Source organism: Gaetbulibacter sp. M235 (genome assembly GCF_043876835.1).
Taxonomy (GTDB): domain Bacteria; phylum Bacteroidota; class Bacteroidia; order Flavobacteriales; family Flavobacteriaceae; genus Yeosuana.
The window spans coordinates 16,689-38,885 of the sequence record NZ_JBAWJZ010000008.1 but is presented as its reverse complement, the minus strand read 5'-3'; the positions used below and the strand labels follow the sequence as shown (position 1 = coordinate 38,885).

At 32.1% G+C, this 22,197-nt stretch carries 24 protein-coding genes; 9 read left to right on the top strand and 15 right to left on the bottom strand.

The window, feature by feature from the left end:
• Positions 1 to 7 precede the first annotated feature (7 nt).
• Positions 8 to 787 (top strand): toxin-antitoxin system YwqK family antitoxin, encoded by a 780-nt coding sequence (locus V8G69_RS13010; RefSeq protein WP_394882453.1) that lies wholly within the window; start codon positions 8 to 10, stop codon positions 785 to 787.
• A 139-nt stretch (positions 788 to 926) separates the two neighbouring features.
• Here the strand turns inward: V8G69_RS13010 and V8G69_RS13005 are convergent, their stop codons facing one another.
• Genes V8G69_RS13005 through V8G69_RS12995 form a run of 3 tightly spaced genes read right to left on the bottom strand, consistent with a single transcriptional unit; the run spans position 927 to position 2,907 of the window.
• Positions 927 to 1,496, bottom strand: a complete 570-nt coding sequence (locus V8G69_RS13005; protein WP_394882452.1) for a uracil-DNA glycosylase family protein — start codon at positions 1,494 to 1,496, stop codon at positions 927 to 929.
• Complete coding sequence (gene rsmI, locus V8G69_RS13000) at positions 1,493 to 2,167, bottom strand: 16S rRNA (cytidine(1402)-2'-O)-methyltransferase (RefSeq protein ID WP_394882451.1); 675 nt, start codon at positions 2,165 to 2,167, stop codon at positions 1,493 to 1,495. The genes V8G69_RS13005 and rsmI overlap by 4 nt, the downstream gene beginning before the upstream one ends.
• A complete protein-coding gene (locus tag V8G69_RS12995) occupies positions 2,167 to 2,907 on the bottom strand; it encodes a hypothetical protein (RefSeq protein WP_394882450.1) in 741 nt (246 codons plus the stop codon). Before V8G69_RS12995 ends, rsmI begins: the two co-directional genes overlap by 1 nt.
• A 106-nt stretch (positions 2,908 to 3,013) precedes the next feature.
• Here V8G69_RS12995 and V8G69_RS12990 point away from each other — a divergent pair, with 106 nt between their 5' ends.
• The 7 genes from V8G69_RS12990 (at position 3,014) to V8G69_RS12960 (ending at position 10,516) form a co-directional block, all read left to right on the top strand.
• Entirely contained in the window at positions 3,014 to 3,661 is a 648-nt protein-coding gene (locus tag V8G69_RS12990; protein ID WP_394882448.1) for a thymidine kinase, read from the top strand.
• Positions 3,654 to 4,760 (top strand): alanine racemase, encoded by a 1,107-nt coding sequence (alr, locus tag V8G69_RS12985; protein WP_394882447.1) that lies wholly within the window; start codon positions 3,654 to 3,656, stop codon positions 4,758 to 4,760. Before V8G69_RS12990 ends, alr begins: the two co-directional genes overlap by 8 nt.
• Positions 4,761 to 4,830: 70 nt before the next feature.
• The gene (mscL, locus tag V8G69_RS12980) at positions 4,831 to 5,235 is read left to right on the top strand and encodes a large conductance mechanosensitive channel protein MscL (protein WP_394882446.1); all 405 of its coding nucleotides are present in this window, start codon (positions 4,831 to 4,833) and stop codon (positions 5,233 to 5,235) included.
• 134 nt (positions 5,236 to 5,369) lie between these two features.
• Complete coding sequence (locus V8G69_RS12975; RefSeq protein ID WP_394882445.1) at positions 5,370 to 6,359, top strand: aspartate-semialdehyde dehydrogenase; 990 nt, start codon at positions 5,370 to 5,372, stop codon at positions 6,357 to 6,359.
• A 90-nt stretch (positions 6,360 to 6,449) separates the two neighbouring features.
• Positions 6,450 to 7,217 carry a glycosyltransferase family 32 protein gene (locus tag V8G69_RS12970; protein ID WP_394882444.1) on the top strand — a complete coding sequence of 256 codons (768 nt, stop codon included), beginning with the start codon at positions 6,450 to 6,452 and terminating at the stop codon, positions 7,215 to 7,217.
• 242 nt (positions 7,218 to 7,459) lie between these two features.
• Positions 7,460 to 9,532, top strand: a complete 2,073-nt coding sequence (locus tag V8G69_RS12965) for a prolyl oligopeptidase family protein (protein WP_394882443.1) — start codon at positions 7,460 to 7,462, stop codon at positions 9,530 to 9,532.
• A gap of 66 nt (positions 9,533 to 9,598) precedes the next feature.
• Entirely contained in the window at positions 9,599 to 10,516 is a 918-nt protein-coding gene (locus V8G69_RS12960; RefSeq protein WP_394882582.1) for an ABC transporter ATP-binding protein, read from the top strand.
• A 13-nt stretch (positions 10,517 to 10,529) separates the two neighbouring features.
• On the opposite strand, the gene V8G69_RS12955 is transcribed toward V8G69_RS12960, so the two are convergent.
• The 9 genes from V8G69_RS12955 to pdxA all read right to left on the bottom strand — a co-directional run bounded on the left by V8G69_RS12955 (position 10,530) and on the right by pdxA (position 17,963).
• Positions 10,530 to 10,991, bottom strand: coding sequence for a 3-oxoacyl-ACP synthase (locus V8G69_RS12955; protein WP_394882442.1), 462 nt, complete (start codon positions 10,989 to 10,991; stop codon positions 10,530 to 10,532).
• Position 10,992: 1 nt separating this feature from the next.
• Entirely contained in the window at positions 10,993 to 11,679 is a 687-nt protein-coding gene (gene mtgA / locus V8G69_RS12950) for a monofunctional biosynthetic peptidoglycan transglycosylase (RefSeq protein ID WP_394882441.1), read from the bottom strand.
• Between the two features lies 1 nt (position 11,680).
• Positions 11,681 to 12,796, bottom strand: coding sequence for an NAD(P)/FAD-dependent oxidoreductase (locus V8G69_RS12945; RefSeq protein ID WP_394882440.1), 1,116 nt, complete (start codon positions 12,794 to 12,796; stop codon positions 11,681 to 11,683).
• A 166-nt stretch (positions 12,797 to 12,962) separates the two neighbouring features.
• Entirely contained in the window at positions 12,963 to 14,315 is a 1,353-nt protein-coding gene (gene accC, locus V8G69_RS12940; protein ID WP_394882439.1) for an acetyl-CoA carboxylase biotin carboxylase subunit, read from the bottom strand.
• Positions 14,316 to 14,401: 86 nt separating this feature from the next.
• On the bottom strand, positions 14,402 to 14,890 hold the full coding sequence (gene accB, locus V8G69_RS12935) for an acetyl-CoA carboxylase biotin carboxyl carrier protein (protein ID WP_394882438.1): 489 nt from the start codon (positions 14,888 to 14,890) through the stop codon (positions 14,402 to 14,404).
• Between the two features lie 18 nt (positions 14,891 to 14,908).
• Positions 14,909 to 15,910, bottom strand: coding sequence for a beta-ketoacyl-ACP synthase III (locus V8G69_RS12930; protein ID WP_394882437.1), 1,002 nt, complete (start codon positions 15,908 to 15,910; stop codon positions 14,909 to 14,911).
• A 179-nt stretch (positions 15,911 to 16,089) separates the two neighbouring features.
• Entirely contained in the window at positions 16,090 to 16,293 is a 204-nt protein-coding gene (gene rpmF / locus V8G69_RS12925) for a 50S ribosomal protein L32 (protein WP_331629904.1), read from the bottom strand.
• A gap of 9 nt (positions 16,294 to 16,302) precedes the next feature.
• The gene (locus V8G69_RS12920) at positions 16,303 to 16,842 is read right to left on the bottom strand and encodes a YceD family protein (protein WP_394882436.1); all 540 of its coding nucleotides are present in this window, start codon (positions 16,840 to 16,842) and stop codon (positions 16,303 to 16,305) included.
• Positions 16,843 to 16,916: 74 nt separating this feature from the next.
• A complete protein-coding gene (gene pdxA, locus V8G69_RS12915) occupies positions 16,917 to 17,963 on the bottom strand; it encodes a 4-hydroxythreonine-4-phosphate dehydrogenase PdxA (protein WP_394882435.1) in 1,047 nt (348 codons plus the stop codon).
• 65 nt (positions 17,964 to 18,028) lie between these two features.
• Here pdxA and V8G69_RS12910 point away from each other — a divergent pair, with 65 nt between their 5' ends.
• Positions 18,029 to 18,619 (top strand): riboflavin synthase, encoded by a 591-nt coding sequence (locus V8G69_RS12910; RefSeq protein WP_394882434.1) that lies wholly within the window; start codon positions 18,029 to 18,031, stop codon positions 18,617 to 18,619.
• Here the strand turns inward: V8G69_RS12910 and V8G69_RS12905 are convergent, their stop codons facing one another.
• The 3 genes from V8G69_RS12905 to V8G69_RS12895 all read right to left on the bottom strand — a co-directional run bounded on the left by V8G69_RS12905 (position 18,620) and on the right by V8G69_RS12895 (position 22,196).
• The gene (locus tag V8G69_RS12905; RefSeq protein ID WP_394882433.1) at positions 18,620 to 18,811 is read right to left on the bottom strand and encodes a PID-CTERM protein-sorting domain-containing protein; all 192 of its coding nucleotides are present in this window, start codon (positions 18,809 to 18,811) and stop codon (positions 18,620 to 18,622) included.
• A 331-nt stretch (positions 18,812 to 19,142) separates the two neighbouring features.
• A complete protein-coding gene (locus tag V8G69_RS12900) occupies positions 19,143 to 20,585 on the bottom strand; it encodes an SLC13 family permease (protein ID WP_394882432.1) in 1,443 nt (480 codons plus the stop codon).
• Between the two features lie 75 nt (positions 20,586 to 20,660).
• Entirely contained in the window at positions 20,661 to 22,196 is a 1,536-nt protein-coding gene (locus V8G69_RS12895) for a GMC oxidoreductase (RefSeq protein WP_394882431.1), read from the bottom strand.
• Position 22,197 lies beyond the last annotated feature (1 nt).

Here is a 22,197-nt window from a genome sequence, read left to right as displayed (position 1 = left end):
AACAATAATGAAATCATTTTTTAAAACGGTATCAATCATTTTGCTTTCTTCTACTTTTTGTTTTCTTCTAAATTGTAAAAAAGAAAAAACTGAATTAAAATACAGATTTGTTGAAAGAAATTCTTACTTCATAGATTCATATAATGGAATTAGTGTTTATCGGGACAATAAAACAAGCAAACCCATGAGCGGTAACATTGTGGTTGGTGATAAATTAAGAAAATGGGAAGAGTTTAAATTAAATAATGGCGTTTTAAATGGAGAATATATTGTTTTTCATGAGAACGGGAAAATGTTTTCAAACACATCATATTCAAATGGTAAAATAAACGGAGAAGATAAAAAATACTATTTGTCTGGAGCACTTAAAAATGTTGATTTGTATAAAAATGGCGTTAAATACGGAAAAAGTAAAGAGTACTTTGAAAGTGGTCAGATAAGATATGAATCAAAAATTGAAAATGAAGAAGTTATTGAATCTACTTCGTATGATATTATTGGAAATATAATATCTCAAATGTTTATAAAAGAAGGCAAAACAATTACTCAAAACATAAAAAACGGTAAAGTCTTCTCAGAACAAATATCTTCGAATTACGACAACTTTGAAGCCATGAAATTTTATAATGAAGATGGAAGTTTAAAAGTTTTTCTGCGAATGCTAAATCAAGATGACAAACATTATTTAATAGAACTCAATGAACATGGTGATGAAATAAAAAGAATAGATATTAAAGCAAATCCACAAGAGTTTTTTAAATATCAACAGTATTTTGTGGGTATGTAGTGTTGCTTTGGGGATATAAGAATTCCTAACATTTTTTGCTATTATTGTTCCTTTTTAAAACCAATTAATTGAAAATCATATTTAAAAAAAAAAACATTTTAGACTCTGTGACGGTTCAAGGGAGTTCTGTATTTCCAAATTACATTAACTCTCCAACTCTATTTTTCAACTTTGGCAACACTTCAACCTCAAACCATGGATTTTTTGTAAGCCAAAACCGGTTTCTTGGTGATGGATGAGGCAATGGCAAATAATTAGGCAAATAGGTTCTATAATTTTTAACTGTCTCTGTTAAGGTTTTTTTAGCTTGTTCACCCAAATAATAATTTTGTGCATACATGCCAATTAAAATCGTCAACTCAATATTTGGCATTTTTTCAAGCAATAAACTGTGCCATTGTGACGCACACTCAGGTCTTGGGGGTAAATCCCCAGAATCTCCCTTTCCTGGGTAGCAAAACCCCATAGGAATCAAGGCTATTTTGGTCTCATCATAAAACACTTCATCTGTAACACCCAACCACTTTCGTAATTGTTTACCACTGGGATCATTCCATGGAATGCCTGTTTTATGCACACTCGTTCCGGGTGCTTGACCCACAATAACTATTTTACTTTGGGAATGTGCCGACACAATAGGTCTTGGTCCCAATGGTAAATTCTTTTCACAAATAGTGCATTGTCTTATGTTGTGCAATAAGTCTTTCATTGTTTTTTTCCACCAACCACAACAACAATTTCTCCTTTTGGTGGCTTATTTGTGTAATATTCTAAAACCTCTTTGGCGGTTCCGCGAATGGTTTCTTCATACAGCTTGGTAAGTTCACGAGAAACAGAAACATCTCTATCTTCTCCAAAATACTCACAAAAATTGGCCAAAGTCTTTAAAAGTTTATGCGGTGATTCGTAAAAAATAATAGTTCTGGTTTCTTCAGCTAATAACAATAATCGTGTTTGTCTGCCCTTTTTTACTGGTAAAAACCCTTCAAATACAAACTTGTCATTTGGCAAGCCAGAATTTACCAATGCTGGCACAAATGCAGTAGCTCCAGGCAAACAATCTACTTCAATGTTATTTTCAATACAAGCACGGGTTAATAAAAATCCTGGATCTGAAATAGCTGGTGTTCCGGCATCACTTATCAATGCAACATTAATCCCGCTTTTTAATTTTTTAATGAGATTTTCAATGGTTTTGTGCTCGTTGTGCATATGGTGAGATTGCATATGGGTTGTAATCTCAAAATGCTTTAGTAATTTTCCTGAGGTACGTGTATCTTCGGCAAGAATTAAATCAACCTCTTTTAAAACCTCAACAGCTCTAAAAGTCATATCTTTTAAATTACCAATAGGTGTTGGTACAATATAGAGTTTACCCATTAATTGAATTTAGCTTCTATAATTTCCATAAAACGTTCCTCATAAACTTCTTTGCCTATCCAATTATTATAGTCTGGTTTTACAATACTTTGAATAAGTTTACTGGCTTCTATAAAACTTCCCGAAGTATTAATTTGAGACAGCACTCTATCATAATCTTCTGCTTTTCCTTCAAATAAATGTTTTATAAAGGCAAGTTTATCATTTAAACCAATATTCAGAGTTTTAGCTTTAAGTCTGTCGTTTAAAGATTTTTTATCGTCAGAAATTCCGTTTTGGGTTTTAGAAACTGGTTCAAAAACAGGCATGTTTTTAAAATCGGCTGTAATATGTTCAAAATCATTTTTATGAAATTGTTTTGTAGAAACTGGGTCTTCAAAATCATCATCATCATCCGTTTCTATAGGCATGAGTTTTACCATATCTTTAATAGTTTTCATACCTGGTTCCATAATATCATCATCTTCTACTTCATCAAGATTTATATATATTTTATCTTCAACCTCAATGGTATCACTTATGGTATTATTAAATGCACTGTCAAGCATTCCGAAGAAAGATGAGTTACTGCCAATAGATGGGTTATCGTCATCAATGTTTTCTTCTGCAAACTTTAATACAGATAGTTTTTCATAAAGAGCCTGTACTTCTAAATGCATTTTTATAACATCTTCCCTCCCTTTTAATTTGAGAATTCTGTGTGCTATACTCATCAATTCAGATTCTAGCTTCTTCTTCATTATTTTAATTTTTTAGATTTCTATTATTCGGGCTTTTATTTTTAATAAATTTACGCCACCTTTATGCAAACGATAAGTTAGTTTGTTTTAGTGTTAAAATTACAAAATGTTTCTTGAAAATACCGTAAATCATAAAGAACAATTTGGGTGGATTGAAGTTATCTGTGGCTCTATGTTTTCTGGAAAAACAGAAGAATTAATCAGAAGACTTAAACGCGCGCAATTTGCTAGGCAAAAAGTTGAAATTTTTAAGCCTACTATTGATGTGCGTTATGATGAAACTAAAGTGGTTTCTCATGATGCCAATGAAATACGTTCTACGCCAGTTCCTGCTGCTGCCAATATTCCTATTTTGGCAGATGGTTGTGACGTTATAGGCATTGATGAAGCTCAATTTTTCGATGATGAAATTATACGTGTTTGTAACGATTTGGCAAATAAAGGAGTTCGCGTTATTGTTGCTGGTTTGGATATGGATTTTAAAGGAAATCCGTTTGGGCCAATGCCAAGTTTAATGGCTACTGCAGAGTATGTTACCAAAGTACACGCCGTTTGTACAAGAACAGGAAATTTGGCGCAATACAGTTATAGAAAATCTAAAAACGACAACCTAGTTCTTTTAGGTGAAGTTGAAGAATATGAGCCGTTAAGTAGAGGTGCTTTTTATAAAGCCATGATGCGCGATAAAGTTAGAAATATGAAGGTTAACGATCCTGAAGAAGTCCCTTCAAAACCAAAAAACACGGATGCCTAAAGCTCAGGAAACCATTCTGGAAATTGATTTAAAAGCTCTTAAACATAATTTTGAGTATTTAAAATCAAAAACTAAAAACGGCACTAAAATTTTAGGCGTTGTTAAAGCATTTGCTTATGGTAATGATGCTAATGAAATTGCCTGTTATTTACAAGATTTAAACATTGATTATTTTGCAGTTGCTTATGTACAAGAAGGTATTTCATTAAGAAATGCAGGTGTTTCAAAACCTATTTTAGTACTTCATCCGCAAGCTGTAAATTTTAAACTTTTAATAAAATATTGCCTTGAACCAAACATTTACAATGCAAAAATTTTAAATGATTTTATTAAAATAGCTGAAGACGAAAACCAAGAAAATTATCCTGTTCATATAAAGTTTAATACAGGTTTAAACCGACTGGGTTTTAATGAAAATGATATTGATGATTTGGTGTCTAAACTCAAACAAACTTCTTCAATAAAAGTAACATCTATCTTTTCACATTTAGCTGCTAGTGAAGATTTAAATGAAAAAGACTTTACATTAAACCAAATACAGTCATTTAAAAATATTTCAGAAAACATCATTCCAAAATTAGGGTATAAACCTTTGCTTCATTTGTGCAATACCTCGGGGATATTAAACTATCCTGAAGCACATTTTGATATGGTTCGCACGGGTATTGGATTATATGGCTTTGGAAATTCAGAAAAAGAAAACAAACACTTCAAACCAATAGGAATTTTAAAAACCATTATATCTCAAATTCATATTATTGAAAAAGGTAGTTCTGTTGGTTACAACAGGGCTTTTAAAAGTGACAAACAAATAAAAACAGCAACATTACCAATTGGTCATGCAGATGGTATTGGCAGACAATATGGTAATGGAAAGGGATTTGTAATTATAAATGGCCAAAAAGCACCCATTATAGGAAATGTTTGTATGGACATGGTTATGGTTAATATAACCAATATTGACTGTAAAGAAGGTGATGAAGTCATTGTTTTTGATCAAAAAAACACAGCAGAACAATTAGCAGAAACTGCCAGCACTATTTCCTACGAACTCATAACTGGTATTTCACAACGTGTAAAACGTGTCTATTTAAAATAATTTAACAATACGATTTAACATTTAACTATTTTAACTATTTTAGATTTTCACTAACTAAAAATTTATTATTATGTTAAAAGAGTTTAAGGATTTTGCAATGAAAGGCAACCTTGTTGACATTGCAGTCGCATTCGTTATGGGTGCTGCATTTAATAAAATTGTTGCATCGTTTACTGGTGGAATTGTTTCACCTTTAGTGGGATTAATTTTTAAATCAGACTTTAAAGGATTAAAATGGATTATTACCGAAGGTGTTGCTGATGAAGCAGGGAACGTAACTGGAGAAGTAGCTGTTTTGTATGGTGATTTTATTACTAACCTTATTGACTTTATAATTGTAGCGTTTGTAATGTTTATGCTGATAAAAGGCATAAGCAAAATGAAAAAGAAAGAAGCAGCTACAGCACCAGCACCTCCTGCTGGACCAACACAAGAAGATTTACTTACTGAAATAAGAGATTTACTTAAAAAATAACTATTTGTTAAATATATAACAACTTGTTATTTGTTGTTAAAAAGCCTTCGTTTTTTAAAAATGGAGCTTTTTTTAATCTTTAAAATGGAATTAATACCTAATTTTGCCTACCGAATTATTAAAAATAAATACTCATGAAAGTAGCTGTTGTTGGTGCCACAGGTATGGTTGGCGAAGTGATGCTTAAAGTTCTTGCAGAACGAAATTTTCCTATTACTGAATTGTTACTTGTAGCTTCAGAACGCTCTGTAGGTAAAAAGTTAACATTTAAAAATAAAGAATATACGGTTATTGGATTAGCTGAAGCTGTTGCCGCTAAACCTCAAATAGCTATTTTTTCAGCTGGTGGAGACACTTCTTTAGAATGGGCGCCTAAATTTGCTGAAGTAGGCACAACTGTTGTTGATAATTCTTCAGCTTGGAGAATGGACCCAACTAAAAAATTAGTGGTTCCGGAAATCAATGCGCATGAGCTAACAAAAGACGATAAAATTATTGCAAACCCTAACTGTTCTACTATTCAAATGGTGTTGGCATTATCTCAACTTCATAAAAAATATAAAATGAAACGCGTTGTAGTTTCAACCTATCAATCAGTTTCTGGTACAGGCGTAAAAGCTGTAAGGCAATTGGAAAACGAAATTGCTGGTATCGAAGGAGAGATGGCATATCCTTATCCAATTAGCAGAAACGTATTGCCTCATTGCGATGTGTTTTTAGAAAATGGTTATACAAAAGAAGAAATGAAATTGGCCAGAGAGCCTCAAAAAATATTTAATGACAAATCGTTTTCTGTAACAGCCACAGCGGTTCGTGTTCCTACAGCTGGCGGACATTCAGAATCTGTAAACGTTCAATTTGAAAATGATTTTGATTTGGCAGATGTTAGACAAATAATCAGTGAGACACCAGGCGTAATTCTACAAGATAATACGGCTATAAATTCTTATCCAATGCCAATTTTGGCTCATAACAAAGATGAAGTTTTTGTTGGTAGACTTAGAAGAGATGAATCCCAACCAAACACATTAAACATGTGGATTGTTGCTGACAATTTACGCAAAGGAGCTGCAACAAATGCTATTCAAATTGGTGAATACTTAGTGGAAAACAATTTAATATAGTTCTTTGCTAAACGGCATTATTAAGCTTCTGTAGTATACAGAAGCTTTTTTATTATATTTATTTTTTTAAATAGCTGAAACGATGCGTCTATGATTCCAAAAATAATTCATTTTTGTTGGTTAAGTGATAAAGAATACCCTGATATTATTAAAAAATGTATTGAATCTTGGAAAAATAAATTAACAGACTATGAATTTATTTTATGGGATACCAAAAAGTTTGATATAGATTCAACTCTTTGGACAAAACAGGCATTTGAAAACAAAAAATACGCATTTGTTTCAGATTATATAAGATTATATGCCGTATATAATTATGGAGGTATTTACTTGGATACTGATGCCGAGGTTTTAAAGAATTTTAATGACCTCCTTAAATTGCCTTATTTTATTGGCACCCAATGGAATGATCTTATTGAATCTGCCATCTTTGGTGCTGAAAAACAATCTGATTGGGTTCTAGATTGTTTAAATTATTACGACAATCGCTCTTTTATAAATAAGGATGGTAGTTTGGATATGATTGTTTTACCTATAATAATGCAATCCCAAATAGAGAAAAACAAAAAGATAATAAAACTAAAATTAAATGAAGTACATGATATTTACAAACTGGTTGAAGACAAAAATTTATTTTATTTGTATCCCAATGAATATTTTAGTCCTAAAAACTATCTAACAGGTAAAACATTTAAATCAAAAAAAACATATACAATTCATCATTATAATAATTCATGGAAGTCATTTCAATCTATTCAAAAATTAAAATTAATAAGACTCCTTGGACCAGATAAAGCTGAAAAAATTATTAGTATATTCAAAATAAGAAAGCTAATTGCATTATTAAAAAAACTTTGAGAAAACTATAGTACAACTTTATTTAGAAATAATATTTAATTTATAATAATCCTGGTTGAAAGAGTTTTATATAAATCCTTCTTCATATTAAACATAATTAAACTTTTACTTTAAAATGCAAAAGCTTTTTTTTGATTATTTTTGAACAAATCATCTATCATTAAAAAAATTTACATTAGCATTTTACAGTTATTTCTCTTATAGCTTGTAAAAAAGAACCCTCAGAAAAAAAAGTAATAGCTGTGAATTATCCTGAAACTAAAACCGTTGACACTGTTAACACGTATTTTGGTGTTGAAGTTAAAGACCCATATCGTTGGTTAGAAGACGACAGAAGTCCAGAAACAGAAGCTTGGGTGAAATCTCAAAACAAAACTACTTTTAACTATTTAGACCAAATTCCTTTTAGAAAAGAACTTAAAGAACGTCTTACAAGTTTGTGGAATTACGAAAAAATAAGTTCTCCTTTTAAAGAAGGAAACTATACCTATTTTTCGAAAAATGATGGGTTACAAAACCAAGATGTTTACTACAGAAAATCAGACGATAGCAAAGAAGAGATGTTTTTAGATCCAAACACATTTTCTAAAGACGGAACCATTTCTCTTGGTGGTTTAAGCTTTTCTAAAGATGGAAGTATTTTGGCTTATTCAATTTCTGAAGGTGGAAGTGATTGGCGCAAAGCAATAATCATGAATGTTGAAACCAAAGAGATAATAGAAGACACATTAATCGATTTGAAATTCAGTCCTATTTCATGGTATAAAAATGAAGGCTTTTACTATTCAAGCTACGACAAACCAAAAGGAAGCGAATTATCAGCAAAAACCGATCAACATAAAGTATACTATCATAAATTAGGAACTCCTCAAAAAGAAGACGTAATAATTTTTGGGGGCAAACCTGAAGAAAAACACCGCTACATATACGGACAAGTAACCGAAGACGATAAATATTTAGTGTTAACTCCGCGTGTATCCACATCAGGAAACAAATTTTATATAAAAGATTTATCTGTGCCAAATAGTAAACTAATAACTGTTTTAGATGATACAGACAGTGATACTTCTGTAATTGAAAACGAAGGAAGTAAGTTGTTTTTGGTTACCAATTTAAATGCACCAAACAAGCGCATAGTAAGTGTGGACGCATCAAACCCAACTCCAGAAAATTGGGTAGACGTTATTCCTGAAACAGAATATGTTTTAAACCCAACAACAGGTGGTGGCTTTTTCTTTGCAAATTATATGGTTGATGCCATTTCAAAAGTAAAACAATACAACTATCAAGGTGAATTAATCAGAGAAATTAAATTACCGGGACTAGGAACAGCCAGTGGTTTTAGTGGTAAAAAAGAAGACCCAGTTTTATACTATTCTTTTACTAATTATTTCACGTCTGGAAGTATATATACTCTAAACCCAAATACCGGAGAAACTGCTCCTTACTTGAAACCTAGCATAGACTTTAACAGTGATAATTACGAAAGTAAACAAGTGTTTTATGCTTCAAAAGACGGCACTAAAATACCTATGATAATTACCTATAAAAAAGGGATAGAATTGAATGGCAAAAACCCAACTATTTTATATGGTTATGGTGGATTCAATATCAGCTTAACGCCTACATTTAGCATTACCAACGCGGTTTGGATGGAACAAGGCGGTGTATTGGCAGTACCTAATCTACGTGGAGGCGGAGAATATGGAAGAGCATGGCATGATGCGGGCACTCAAATGAAAAAGCAAAACGTGTTTGCCGATTTTATTGCTGCTGGTGAATATTTAATTCAAAACAAGTATACATCCTATGATTATTTAGCTTTAAGAGGTGGATCAAATGGTGGTTTACTAGTTGGGGCAACTATGACCCAACGTCCTGATTTGGCTAAAGTAGCACTGCCTGCAGTAGGCGTTTTAGACATGTTACGTTATCATACCTTTACAGCTGGTGCTGGTTGGGCTTATGACTATGGAACTTCTGAACAAAGCAAAGAAATGTTTGAATATCTAAAAGGCTATTCGCCTGTTCATAATGTAAAAGAAGGAGTAAGTTATCCAGCCACTTTAGTTACAACTGGTGATCATGATGACCGTGTGGTACCTGCGCACAGTTTTAAGTTTGCGGCTGAATTACAAAGCAAACAAACGGGCACAAACCCAACACTGATTAGAATTGAAACGGATGCTGGCCATGGTGCTGGGACTCCTGTAAGCAAAACCATAGAACAGTATGCAGATATTTTTGGATTTACACTTTATAATATGGGATTTGAAGTACTGCCAAGTAAAACAAATGAAAAAGTTAAAGGATAGTTAACCCTTTAAAGAATTTAAAAATCGCTTGGAAATCAAGCGATTTTTTTATGGTATTTTTGCATGATGCTACAAGTAAAAAACATTTCTTTTGGTTACAAAAATAAACTCGTTTTAAACAACATTAGTTTTAATGTTAAGAAAGGAGAACATCTGTCTATCATTGGAGAAAGCGGTTCCGGTAAAAGCACTCTTTTGAAACTGCTGTATGGAACTTATGACTTATTGGAAGGGAATATTTTTTGGAATAGCGAAAAAATTCTAGGACCAAAATATAATCTTATAGTTGGCCCAGAATTTATGAAATATGTGTCTCAAGAATTTGACTTAATGCCTTTTACATCAGTTTCAGAAAACATTGGCGCTTTTTTATCAAATTTTTTTCCGGAAGAAAAACAAGAACGAATTTCTGAGCTTTTAGAGGTTGTAGAACTAAAACAGTATGCACAAACCAAAGTAAAAGAACTGAGTGGCGGACAAAAACAACGTGTGGCTTTAGCCAGAGCCATTGCCAAACAACCTGAAATATTGTTGTTAGATGAGCCTTTTAGTCACATCGATAATTTTAAAAAACAATCTTTACGTAGAAGTTTGTTTAAATATTTGAAGGCAAAAAAAATTACTTGCATTGTTGCCACTCACGACAAAGATGATGTGTTGTCTTACTCAGATAAAATGATAGTGTTGGATGGTGCAAAAATAATAGCCAACAATTCGCCAAAAGAGTTATTCAGTCATCCAGAAAACAAACTTATTGCTTCTTTTTTTGGGGAATTTAACGAGCTAGAAAATCACGGAATAGTATACGCAAATCAATTAAAAGTAGTTAAAAATTCTAGCTTAAAAGCAGTTGTAAAACAATCATATTATAATGGTAATTGTTATTTAATTGAAGCTGTAATGAATGAAAAAACCATTTTTATAGAGCATGATTCTCATTTAAAAAGCGGATTAAAAATTTGTGTTTCTATCCACAAAGATTAATTAAAAAAGCGTTTTACAGTACACTTTCAATTCTGATTTTTTCATCCCTAAAAACAATTTCATCTCCAACGCTTTTTGAAGCCAACAATTGCCCAATAGGTGTATCTGTTGCAATAGCATAAAATTGTTTGTCTTCAACGGTAATATTTCCAGCACTAATAGCAATAAAATAATTAGCCTTTGAAGTATAAACAACGCTTCCTAATCTAACAGTTTCAGTGCGTTTCGTAATGTCTACTTTCTTTAATATGTCTTTGATTTTTTGGATTTCGTTAAGTTGATTACCTGCCTTTTCCATATCAATCTGCAACATGGCACGACCAGTTTCGTGCTTATCTCCTGAAGAGTTTTTTGTTTCAGAATTTAACGCTTCCTGAATATCATTTATACTACTTTTTATGGTAAGCAATCTGTTTTCTATAAAATCAAAGCATTGATTGTATAGAAGCTTTTTCACGTCTAGGTTATTTGTCATTCTAATGGTTATAGTCTAAAGGACCAAAGAAATTCATCTGGCGAACAATCCAGTTTTTTCTTCCTTGGATATAATTTGTAGCTGGATTTGCTCTGTATTTTAAAGGATTTGGTAAAATAGCTGCAATAGCTGCTGCTTCATTTCTATTAAGTTTTATGGCTGGTTTTTTAAACCAAAATTTAGATGCTTCTTCAACACCGTAAATACCATTACCCATTTCAATACTATTTAAATAGACTTCCATGATACGCTCTTTAGACCAGAATAACTCAATTAAAAACGTGAAATACGTTTCCAACCCTTTGCGAAACCAACTACGTTGTGGCCATAAAAAAACGTTTTTGGCTGTTTGCTGACTAATAGAACTTGCGCCTCTTACTCGTTTTCCTTTTTTATTATAGTCAATCGCTTTTTCAATGGCTTTCATGTCGAACCCATTATGATTTAAAAAGTTTTGATCTTCGCTACAAATTACGGCTAACTGTAAATTTTTTGAAATTTCTTCAATAGGAACCCAATCGTGTTTTAAAGTTACTTTTTTGCCATCCTGAAGTTGTTCAACATTTCTAATAAGCATCAAAGGTGTAATGGGTACAGGAACCCACTTGTACAAAATAACAATGGCGATTGAAAACACAAATAACCAAAAGATTAATTTATATACGAATTTGAATAATTTCTTTATCATATTAATCAATTAACTGTGCTAAATCATTCCCTATTGTAGATCCTATTGCTATTCCCATGCCACCAAGTCTTACGCCACAAAACACATGATTGCTTAATTGTTTTACAATGGCCTTTTTTTGATTTCCAACTCCCATAATACCACTCCATCTATGCTCTATTTCAAATGGTGTGTTTGGCAAAATAATATTTTTTAAAATAGTTTCTAAGTTGCTTTGTATTAGGATGGTTTGCGATAATGCAGTGGTTTCTTCGCCTTTAAAATCTAAATGTCTGCCTCCACCAAATAGAATTCTGTCATTTATATTTCTAAAATAAAAATACCCTTTGTTTAGATGAAACGTGCCCTTGATGTGCAAGTCTTTAATTGGTTTGGTTATTAAAACCTGCGCTCTTGCTGGTTTTACAGGTTCACTTATTAATTCGGAAGCAAAACCATTGGTTGCTATAAGAAGCTTTGAAGTTAAAAATTCAAAAATATTGGTTTTTACTAAAACAGAATTATTGGATTCGTCATAATCTTCAACCACAATATTGTTAAGTATTTTAATTCCTTTTGATTGCGCTTTTTGTAATAATGTTTCCATCATTAATCCTGTATCAATTTGCCCTTCAAACTGATTGAAGATGTAACCTTGCTTAATGTTTTTGTAGTTAAAACTATTCTCTTTTAAGCTAAAAACATCGTCTTTAAAAATAGGGTTTAGTAATGAGTTTATTTGTTCTCTCTTTGATAAGCAGATTTCATAGAGACCTTCATCTTCTTCAGGAAACAGCTCGTAGCCACCATATTGCAAATAATTTATGGCTTCGTCTCCTAAATTTTTTCTTAAAAGCTGTAATCCTTCAACTCTTTTTGAAACAATTTCCAAAACTTCTTCTTCAGAATGCGTTGTTAAATCATCTAATATTTCGCTTAAGCTACCAAAACAAGCAAATCCGGCATTTTTTGTACTGGCTCCTTGCGGCAAAGTGCCTTTTTCAAGAATTAATATATTGGCATTAGGAAACCTTTCTTTTAAACTCAGTGCACAAGATAGCCCTACAATACCACTACCAACTATAGTATAATCTATGTTGGTAAACCATGATTTTATTTCCCAATATGATAAATTCACCGAGTAAATTTTAAGTACCGAAATGTACTAAATTTTTTGTGTCGTGGATAGTAGTGAGATTCTTTTTTGTAAACTAAAAAAGTTATGAAATCGTTCAGCCTTTTATAAAAATATAAATAGGAACACTATAAAAAAACTCCGAAAAATTTTCGGAGTTTTTTATACTTTATTCTTCTATTTGTTTTTCTATAACAAAGTCTTCCATAAACTTAGTGGTGTAGTTACCTGCTAAATAATCTGGATGATCCATAAGTTGTAGGTGGAAAGGAATGGTGGTTTTCACACCTTCTATAACAAACTCCTCTAAGGCTCGTTTCATTTTATTAATAGCCTCTTCTCTGGTTTGCGCCGTTGTAATTAACTTGGCTATCATTGAATCGTAATTTGGAGGAATAGTGTATCCTGCATATACATGTGTATCTAAACGAACACCATGACCTCCTGGCGCATGTAGTGTTGTTATTTTTCCTGGTGATGGTCTGAATCCGTTAAATGGGTCTTCAGCATTAATTCTACATTCAATAGCGTGTAATTTTGGAGTATAGTTTTTACCAGAAATTGGCACTCCTGCAGCTACTAAAATTTGTTCACGAATTAAATCAAAATCTATTACCTGTTCGGTAATCGGATGCTCAACCTGAATACGAGTATTCATTTCCATGAAATAAAAATTTCTATGTTTGTCAACTAGAAATTCTATAGTTCCTGCACCTTCATATTTAATATATTCTGCTGCTTTAACCGCTGCTTCTCCCATTTTAGTGCGTAATTCAGTTGTCATAAATGGAGAAGGAACTTCTTCTGTTAATTTTTGATGACGCCGTTGAATTGAGCAATCTCTTTCTGATAAATGACAAGCTTTTCCAGTAGAATCGCCTACAACTTGAATCTCTATGTGTCTTGGCTCTTCAATGAGTTTTTCCATGTACATTCCGTCATTTCCAAATGCTGCTTTTGCTTCCTGACGAGCAGAATCCCATGCTTCTCTTAATTTTTCTGGTTTCCAAACAGCACGCATGCCTTTTCCACCACCACCTGCTGTTGCTTTAAGCATCACTGGATATCCAACTTCTAATGCTAGTTTTTCACAAGACTCAAAGTTCTCTATAATGCCTTCGCTTCCTGGGACACATGGAACTCCTGCTGCTTTCATTGTAGCTTTTGCTGAAGCTTTATCTCCCATTCTATCAATCATTTCAGGAGAAGCACCTATAAATTTTATACCGTGCTCACCACAAATTTTAGAGAATTTGGAGTTTTCTGATAAGAATCCATATCCTGGATGAATAGCATCAGCATTTGTAATTTCTGCTGCCGCTATGATATTTGACATTTTTAAATACGATTCTGAGCTTGAAGGAGGGCCAATGCAAACAGCTTCATCAGCAAATTTAACATGCAAGCTTTCTGCATCAGCTGTAGAATAAACAGCTACGGTTTTAATGCCCATTTCTTTACAGGTTCTAATAACACGTAGTGCTATTTCTCCTCTATTGGCAATTAGTATTTTTTTAAACATAACTTTTAGTATTAAAAATTTCAAATTCCAATCACCAAATTCCATTTACTGGATTTTGAGTTTTGAGTATTGGAATTTTTAATGGGTTATGACGGATCTACTAAAAATAATGGTTGATCAAATTCTACCGGAGAAGAGTCATCAACTAAAATTTTAACAATTTTTCCAGAAACTTCAGATTCTATTTCATTGAAAAGTTTCATGGCTTCAATAATACATAATACATCTCCTTCAGAAATGGTTTGCCCAACCTCAACAAATAATGGTTTATCTGGAGATGGTTTTCTATAAAATGTTCCAATGATTGGTGATTTTATTGTAATGTATTTTGAATTATCGTCTGCCTTAATAGCTGGTTGCGCTACAGTTTGACCTTCAAATTGAGGTTTAGATTCTGGCATTTGCGCTACCATTTGTGGCATATGTGTTGCTACTGGAGCATATTGTATTGCTGTGGTTTCTGGATCTGACCCAGTTTTGATAGTGATTTTAATATCCTCCATCTCAAGTTTAACCTCACTTGCCCCTGATTTAGCTACAAACTTGATTAAGTTTTGAATATCCTTTAAATCCATAATTTTGTTGTTTGTTAGTTATTTTTTTGAATTATATGCCCATTTTAAGTAAATGGATCCCCAATTAAATCCACCTCCGAAGGCGGCAAAAATTAAATTATCCCCTTTTTTTAGTTGTGACTCATAGTCATTTAATAATAATGGTAACGTAGCTGATGTAGTATTTCCATACTTATGTATGTTCATCATTACCTTTTGTTCCTCCAACTCTATTCTTTTAGCTGTAGCATCAACAATACGCTTGTTAGCTTGGTGCGCTACCAACCAACTTACATCATCTTTGGTTAGATTATTTTTTTCTAAAATTTTTACAGTAGCATCAGCCATATTGAAAACAGCATTTTTAAAAACAGTTTGCCCTTCTTGAAAAGCAAATTGTTTATTGTTTTCTATAGCTTCAGTTGTAATCGGATATGAAGATCCTCCATAAGTGGCCTGTAAAAACTCTCTACCTGTTCCATCGCTTCTTAAATATTCGTCTTGAAGCCCTAAGCTTTCTGTATTAGGTTCAAATAATACAGCTCCAGCTCCATCTCCAAATATAATACATGTTGCCCTATCTGTATAATTAATCATTGAAGACATTTTATCTGCTCCTATTAAAAGCACATTTTTATATCTTCCTGATTCAATATATCTAGCTGCAACAGACATTCCAAATAAAAAGCTTGAACAAGCAGCATCTAAATCAAATGAAAAGGCATTAACCGCTCCTATATTTGAAGCAGTAAAAGCAGCTGTTGATGCCGCTTTCATGTCTGGTGTTGCAGTGGCAACAATAATTAGTTCAATATCTTTAGGGTCTATTCCTTTTTTATTAATAAGGTCTTGGGCGGCTTTAATAGCCAAATAAGAAGTTCCTTTTCCGACGTCTTTAAGAATTCGACGCTCCTTTATTCCTGTTCTAGAGGTAATCCACTCATCATTTGTGTCTACCATGGTTTCAAGAATTTGATTGGTTAACACATATTCAGGTACATATGCACCTACAGCTGTAATTGCTGCTGAAATTTTACTCATAACTTTATAGTTAATTTGACCAAAAAATCACAAAAATTGACCAAAAAATTCAAAAATTTGTTTAAAATACTAAATTTTGATCTAATATCGTGCAAATTAAGGTGTTTTTGGCTGATACAAAAACTTATCATAAAAAAAACGCTCACATGTGAGCGCTTTATTATTAAAGTTCGATTTTTTTAAGCTACATTTTCTACCGCTTCAGTATTGTCAATTAAAACTTGACCTCTGTAATATAATTTACCTTCATGCCAGTGAGCTCTATGATATAAGTGAGCTTCTCCGGTTGTAGGACAAGTAGCAATCTGTGGCGCAGTTGCTTTATAATGAGTTCTTCTTTTATCTCTTCTTGTTTTAGAGATTTTTCTCTTAGGATGTGCCATTTTCTATATTTATTTATCCGTTAATAGTTTCTTTAATGTATTCCAACGAGGATCAATTTCCTTATCTTCTTTTTGTTCGTCGTCAAGCTTTGGGCTTAACTCTTTTAATTTTTCAAGTATGTCTGAACTTAATGTTCCATCTTCAACTCCTGGGTGAATGCGTTTAATTGGTACTGCAAGTACAATCAATTCATAAATATATTGTTGAATATTAATTTCATAAGCTCCATGGGGAAGAATTAAAATATCGATGTTTTCATCATTATATTCTTCTCCAAAATTTACCACTAAATCAAATTCATTTTCTATGTTTTGATCAAACGGTTCATTAGTTATGTCACAATTAATATTAACTGTTCCAGAAATTTTAAAATTTAACTCCAGCAAAGTTGTGTTTTTCAATAAAGAAACATCAACGTTTACATGAGCATCATTAAAATCTTCATACTCAAAATATTCAAAGAACGCTTTCTCAATTTTATAGTCGTAATGATGAGTTCCTATTTTTAACCCTATAAAAGGAATTGTAAACTCTTTTAATGGCTTCATTATCACTTCTAATTTGAGCCTGCAAATATATAAATTTTTAATTTATGCTACAGCACTTATGAACATTTTTTTGTTTATAATTTTTTTTCGGTTTGTTTTAGTGAATTTGATGTAAGCTGTTCATAATCAAATCGGTTCTTAAAAATTTGCAAAGCGGTGAAAACCGCTTCCTTAAATGAGTTCTCATCTGCAACGCTTTTTCCCGCAATTTCAAAGGCAGTTCCGTGATCTGGTGAGGTTCTAATTTTATTTAAACCTGCGGTAAAATTCACTCCTTGTCCGAAAGATAAAGTTTTAAAAGGTATCAATCCTTGGTCATGGTAAGATGCGATTATGGCATCAAAATTCTTGTAATTATTGGAGCCAAAAAAACTATCGGCAGCATATGGACCATAAATCAGCTTGCCTGAGTCTTTAATTTTTGCAAGTGTAGGTCGCATAATTTCATCGTCTTCATTTCCTATAACACCATTATCTCCAGTATGTGGATTAATTCCTAACACAGCAATTTTTGGTCTGTTTATTTTAAAATCTTTAAGTAGTGATTCATAAATAGTGTTTATTTTTTTTTCAATAAGCTCTGCTGAAATTTTTATGGCTATATCTTTAACCGGCACATGATCTGTTAGCAATCCAACTCTTAGCCTTTCTGTCACCATAAACATTAAACTTTCTCCTTCTAGTTCTTGTGCAAGATAGTCTGTATGCCCAGGAAAATTAAATTCTTTTGATTGAATATTATGTTTATTTATTGGAGCAGTAACCAATACATCAATAGCATTATTCTTTAAGGCTTTGGTTGCTTCTTGTAAAGATTTTATGGCGTAAGCACCTATTTTAAAATCTTCTTTGCCGAATTCAATTTTAACAGGTTCATTCCAGCAATTTAAAACGTTGACTCTACCAAATACGATTTGGTTTAAATTATTTATATCGTTAAAATTAATTTCAGATTTAAAATGGTTTTTTAAAAATCCCATAACTTTTGATGAAGCAAAAATTACAGGTGTACAAAACTCTAAAATTCTAGAATCTTCGAAGGTCTTTAATACTATTTCTCCGCCAATTCCATTTAAATCTCCTATTGATATTCCTACAATTATATTTTCTGTCTTCTTCATTAAGAATGATAACTTTTGTTTGTAAATTTGTTAATGCAAATTTAACCAAATAAACAGATAATAATATGTTTACCGGAATAATTGAAGATATGGGAGTTGTAACAAATTTGAAGAAGGATTTAAACAATCTTCATATCTCAATAAAAAGCAATATTACTTCAGAATTAAAAATTGATCAAAGCATTGCGCATAATGGTGTTTGTTTAACCATTGTTGATATTGAAAAGGATGTATATACAGTAATCGCTATTCAAGAAACCTTAGAAAAATCAAATTTAGGAACTTTAAAAATTTCTGATAAAGTTAATTTAGAACGTGCTATGAAACTTGGAGATAGACTTGATGGACATATCGTTCAAGGGCACGTAGATCAAACTGCTATATGTACAAAAGTTGAAGAAACCAACGGAAGTTGGTTGTTTACGTTTCAATATGATTCAACCCTAAACAATATCACCATAGAAAAAGGTTCTGTTACAGTAAACGGAACTAGTTTAACGGTAGTTAATTCAAAAAAAGATAGTTTTAGTGTTGCCATTATACCCTATACATATAATCATACCAATTTTTCAACCTTTAAAGAAGGGACAATTATAAATTTAGAATTTGATGTTTTAGGAAAGTATGTAGCTAAGCTAATTGAGTTGAAAAAGTAATTATTTATTCCTTAAAAGTTTCTTAATCCCATAAAAAACAGCAAAACAAGCGCCCAGTAACACACCTCCATCAATAGGTGCATCCCCAACTGGTGGTGTTATAGGTGGTGGTGGCACTTTTTGAGCCATACATACAAAACTTATTAATATAAATAAGATTGAAACAATAAGTCTTTTATTTTGTATATTCATTAGAGCGCTAATTTATTTAAAAAAAAATCAAAAAAATCAAAAAAATCAAAAAAATAAGATTTTTCTTTCGAAAAAAAACGTTGAAAGTTATTTTTTGCCGATAAAAAGCGTGTTTGGTTAACTACTTGCTTCTTTTAAACGAAATACTGCTAATAAAATTATGTGTTAATAAATTAAAATTTTACCTCAAATTTATCTTTACCGCTCAAATATAGAGAAAAGTAAATAAATTGTTTGTTTTAGTTTATTTCTTGTTTTTCAAAATTTTATAAACAAAGAATGGAAGTTAAATCAATCATTATTTTTCATCAATACTATAATTTTAAAAAACTTAAGTAAGATCCCAAAAAATAGGTAGTAATATATATATAAATAAAGTCAATAGAATTATTGACATGATATTCATCCAAAATCCTTTTGTAACCATATCTTCCATCTTTAAGTATCCTGAACCAAATACTACCGCGTTTGGAGGTGTTGCAACTGGAAGCATAAAAGCACAAGAAGCCGCCATAGTTGCCCCAACTAATAATAAATAAGGATGAACTCCTACTGCAGAAGCTAATGAAACTAGTACAGGTAAAAGCATAGCCGTTGTTGCTAAATTTGAAGTTATTTCAGTTAAAAAATTAACTGAAGTAATTAATATTAACAGCAAAACAAATAACGGAACTGAGCCCAATAAAGCCATTCTTTCACCAATCCAAATGGCTAACCCACTTGATTCAAAACCTAGAGCTAAAGCCATTCCTCCTCCAAATAATAATACAATTCCCCAAGGCAACTTAACGGCGTCCTCCCAATTAATAATTTTTGTTCCTTTTTTATTAGCAGGAAGTATAAATAATAGTATTGCAAAAAAAACAGCAATTATCGTATCATCAATTCCTGGTATAAAACGCTTAATGAGAAATGATCTAGTAATCCAAGCAAATGCTGTACAAACAAAAACAGTGAACACTATTTTCTCTTCTTTTGAAATCTTTCCTAGGCCTTTCAATTGTTTTTTTATTTCTTGCCTGCCACCAGGAAATTCTTTTTGCTCAAATTTAAAGGCAAATCTGGTTAGGTAATACCAACACATAAACAATAAAACAACAGAAATAGGAAACCCAAAAATAAACCATTGGAAAAAAGAAATTTCAACATGATAAACTTCTTTTATAACTCCAGCAAAGACCAAATTTGGTGGCGTTCCAATTAGTGTAGACATACCTCCTATTGATGCACTATAAGCAATTGAAAGCATTAAAGCTTTTCCAAAAATTAAGTTTTCGTTTTCAATAGTTTGTGGATTGTCTTTTAATTGTGTAATTATGGCCATTCCTACTGGTAAAATCATAACTGCTGTAGCCGTATTAGAAATCCACATTGATAAAAAAGCTGTAGCAATCATAAAGCCCAATATGATGTTAGTTACATTGGTACCTACAACTTTTATGATGGTTAACGCAATACGTCTATGTAATTTCCATTTCTCAATAGCAATCGCTAAAATAAAACCGCCAACATAAAGAAACACATATTTATGACCATAGGAAGCTGTAGTTTCGTTTAAACCCATTCCGCCTGATAATGGAAAAAGAACCATTGGCAGTAAAGCTGTAGCTGCAATTGGAATGGCCTCTGATATCCACCAAATCGCAATCCAACTTGCGGAAGCCAAAATAGCATTTGCGGCATCATTTAATCCTTGTGGATGATAAAAAAGAATAATTAAGACGAAGGATAATGGCCCAAAAAACAATCCAACTTTTTGTTTTGTTACATTCATATATTGATATGACTAAATTAGTCTCTTTTAAAATTAACTCAAGATAGTTTATACCAATCTAAACAAAAAATAATTTTAAATCAGTTTTTTTATATAATCTGATAACCTAAGTGATAATGCTACCAAGGTAAGAGTAGGGTTTGGAGCTCCCGATGTAGGAAAACATGCTGCTCCTGCTATAAATAAGTTTGTAATACCGTGAACTTTACAATTAACATCAACAACACCTTTCTTTGGATCAATAGACATCCTGGTGGTTCCCATATGGTGCCATCCACCATTAACGGTATCATCAAGTAAAGAGTTATTTGTTTCATCTCTTAAAAATTCATTCAGCTTTATTCTTCCAATATTAAAAACCCCCATCTGTTGCCCTAAAATTTGATACATCCTTCTTATGCTATATTTCTCAAGAGACGTCAATTCCCAATTCAGACTTGCTCTAGGTACACCTAATTCATCCCTTTCTTTAACAATAGTAACTCTTGAATTTGGATTTGGAGCTTGTTCAATTCTAGTATTAAGCTGGTAAGAATATGTTATATTACCTTTTTCTTTAAGCGCTTTTTCTTCTGCATTATTTAAATCATTCATCATTACTTCTAAACTATTTCTGGGGTCACCATCTTTCCAGGTATGAAGTTTTGGTTTTAGATATTTAGCTACACTTAGAGGTTGCAAAGAAATAGTACCATTTAAAATCTCTTCTTTAAATTGAACTTCTTCAGTAAAAGCTAATTCAGCACTTGCCTTTGTCACACCATATTCCCAAGAATACAAATCTGTTTTGAAAGGTTTTTCTAGCCACAACTCAGCAGAAGCGACTTCTAAATGTTCTTGAAAATATCTACCAACCAAATCATTTTCATTACCTAATCCCTTTGGAGTTTGTGAATTAGACGATAAAAGCATTCTTGCATTTTGAATGGTTCCACACGCCATAATAAAATGTTTGGCTTTAACAGTGTGTATTTTTCCAAAATGGTTTTTGACTATTACTTCATTCACAACAGATAAATTGCTTTCTGTCTTGACATCCACTGCATTTGCATAAGTATATAGATGAATTTTTTTAGCCTCTATAATAGTTTCCTTATATAACCTGCCAAAACGTGCTTTACTATATTGCCACATCTTGTTCCAAATAACCTTTTTATTTAAAGGGAATGGTATTAAATTAGGTAAGTTTTTATTCCAATAACTGAAATCGTAATTATAAGGTCCTAATTCGAGTACTTTATTTGCTTTTTCATAAAATGGATCAAGATCTTGTTTGTTTATTGGCCAACCGCTATTTTCAATCCAATGTCTTTCTTTAAAATCAATCTCATCTAGTGGTGAGCACATTCCGCCCCAATGCCCTGTTGTTCCTCCAAAATAATGAAGTCTGCCAGATTTTAGCGGGTAATATTTTTGTCCAGTTGTTTTACCCTCATATAGATTCTGAACCTCATCATCATATTCAAACCCTCCGCCCTCAAGCAATATTACTTTATAAGGTGTTTTTAACCAATCTAAAGCAATACTAATCCCTGCTGCTCCAGCGCCTATAATACAAATATCTCCTTCAATAATTGAGTTATTAGCTAATTCCCTAGCATCTATATGCATA

Bases quoted from the DNA above. Each gene is read 5' to 3' on its own strand.
- V8G69_RS12975 (WP_394882445.1), top strand. From the start codon at position 5,370: ATGAAAGTAGCTGTTGTTGGTGCCACAGGTATGGTTGGCGAAGTGATG.
- V8G69_RS13010 (WP_394882453.1), top strand. From the start codon at position 8: ATGAAATCATTTTTTAAAACGGTATCAATCATTTTGCTTTCTTCTACT.
- V8G69_RS12910 (WP_394882434.1), top strand. From the start codon at position 18,029: ATGTTTACCGGAATAATTGAAGATATGGGAGTTGTAACAAATTTGAAG.
- mtgA (WP_394882441.1), bottom strand. From the start codon at position 11,679: ATGATAAAGAAATTATTCAAATTCGTATATAAATTAATCTTTTGGTTA.
- V8G69_RS12930 (WP_394882437.1), bottom strand. From the start codon at position 15,910: ATGAGTAAAATTTCAGCAGCAATTACAGCTGTAGGTGCATATGTACCT.
- rpmF (WP_331629904.1), bottom strand. From the start codon at position 16,293: ATGGCACATCCTAAGAGAAAAATCTCTAAAACAAGAAGAGATAAAAGA.
- V8G69_RS12920 (WP_394882436.1), bottom strand. From the start codon at position 16,842: ATGAAGCCATTAAAAGAGTTTACAATTCCTTTTATAGGGTTAAAAATA.
- V8G69_RS12900 (WP_394882432.1), bottom strand. From the start codon at position 20,585: ATGAATGTAACAAAACAAAAAGTTGGATTGTTTTTTGGGCCATTATCC.
- mscL (WP_394882446.1), top strand. From the start codon at position 4,831: ATGTTAAAAGAGTTTAAGGATTTTGCAATGAAAGGCAACCTTGTTGAC.
- pdxA (WP_394882435.1), bottom strand. From the start codon at position 17,963: ATGAAGAAGACAGAAAATATAATTGTAGGAATATCAATAGGAGATTTA.
- V8G69_RS12905 (WP_394882433.1), bottom strand. From the start codon at position 18,811: ATGAATATACAAAATAAAAGACTTATTGTTTCAATCTTATTTATATTA.
- V8G69_RS12970 (WP_394882444.1), top strand. From the start codon at position 6,450: ATGATTCCAAAAATAATTCATTTTTGTTGGTTAAGTGATAAAGAATAC.
- V8G69_RS13005 (WP_394882452.1), bottom strand. From the start codon at position 1,496: ATGAAAGACTTATTGCACAACATAAGACAATGCACTATTTGTGAAAAG.
- V8G69_RS12960 (WP_394882582.1), top strand. From the start codon at position 9,599: ATGCTACAAGTAAAAAACATTTCTTTTGGTTACAAAAATAAACTCGTT.
- rsmI (WP_394882451.1), bottom strand. From the start codon at position 2,167: ATGGGTAAACTCTATATTGTACCAACACCTATTGGTAATTTAAAAGAT.
- alr (WP_394882447.1), top strand. From the start codon at position 3,654: ATGCCTAAAGCTCAGGAAACCATTCTGGAAATTGATTTAAAAGCTCTT.
- V8G69_RS12895 (WP_394882431.1), bottom strand. From the start codon at position 22,196: ATGCATATAGATGCTAGGGAATTAGCTAATAACTCAATTATTGAAGGA.
- accB (WP_394882438.1), bottom strand. From the start codon at position 14,890: ATGGATTTAAAGGATATTCAAAACTTAATCAAGTTTGTAGCTAAATCA.
- V8G69_RS12995 (WP_394882450.1), bottom strand. From the start codon at position 2,907: ATGAAGAAGAAGCTAGAATCTGAATTGATGAGTATAGCACACAGAATT.
- accC (WP_394882439.1), bottom strand. From the start codon at position 14,315: ATGTTTAAAAAAATACTAATTGCCAATAGAGGAGAAATAGCACTACGT.
- V8G69_RS12955 (WP_394882442.1), bottom strand. From the start codon at position 10,991: ATGACAAATAACCTAGACGTGAAAAAGCTTCTATACAATCAATGCTTT.
- V8G69_RS12990 (WP_394882448.1), top strand. From the start codon at position 3,014: ATGTTTCTTGAAAATACCGTAAATCATAAAGAACAATTTGGGTGGATT.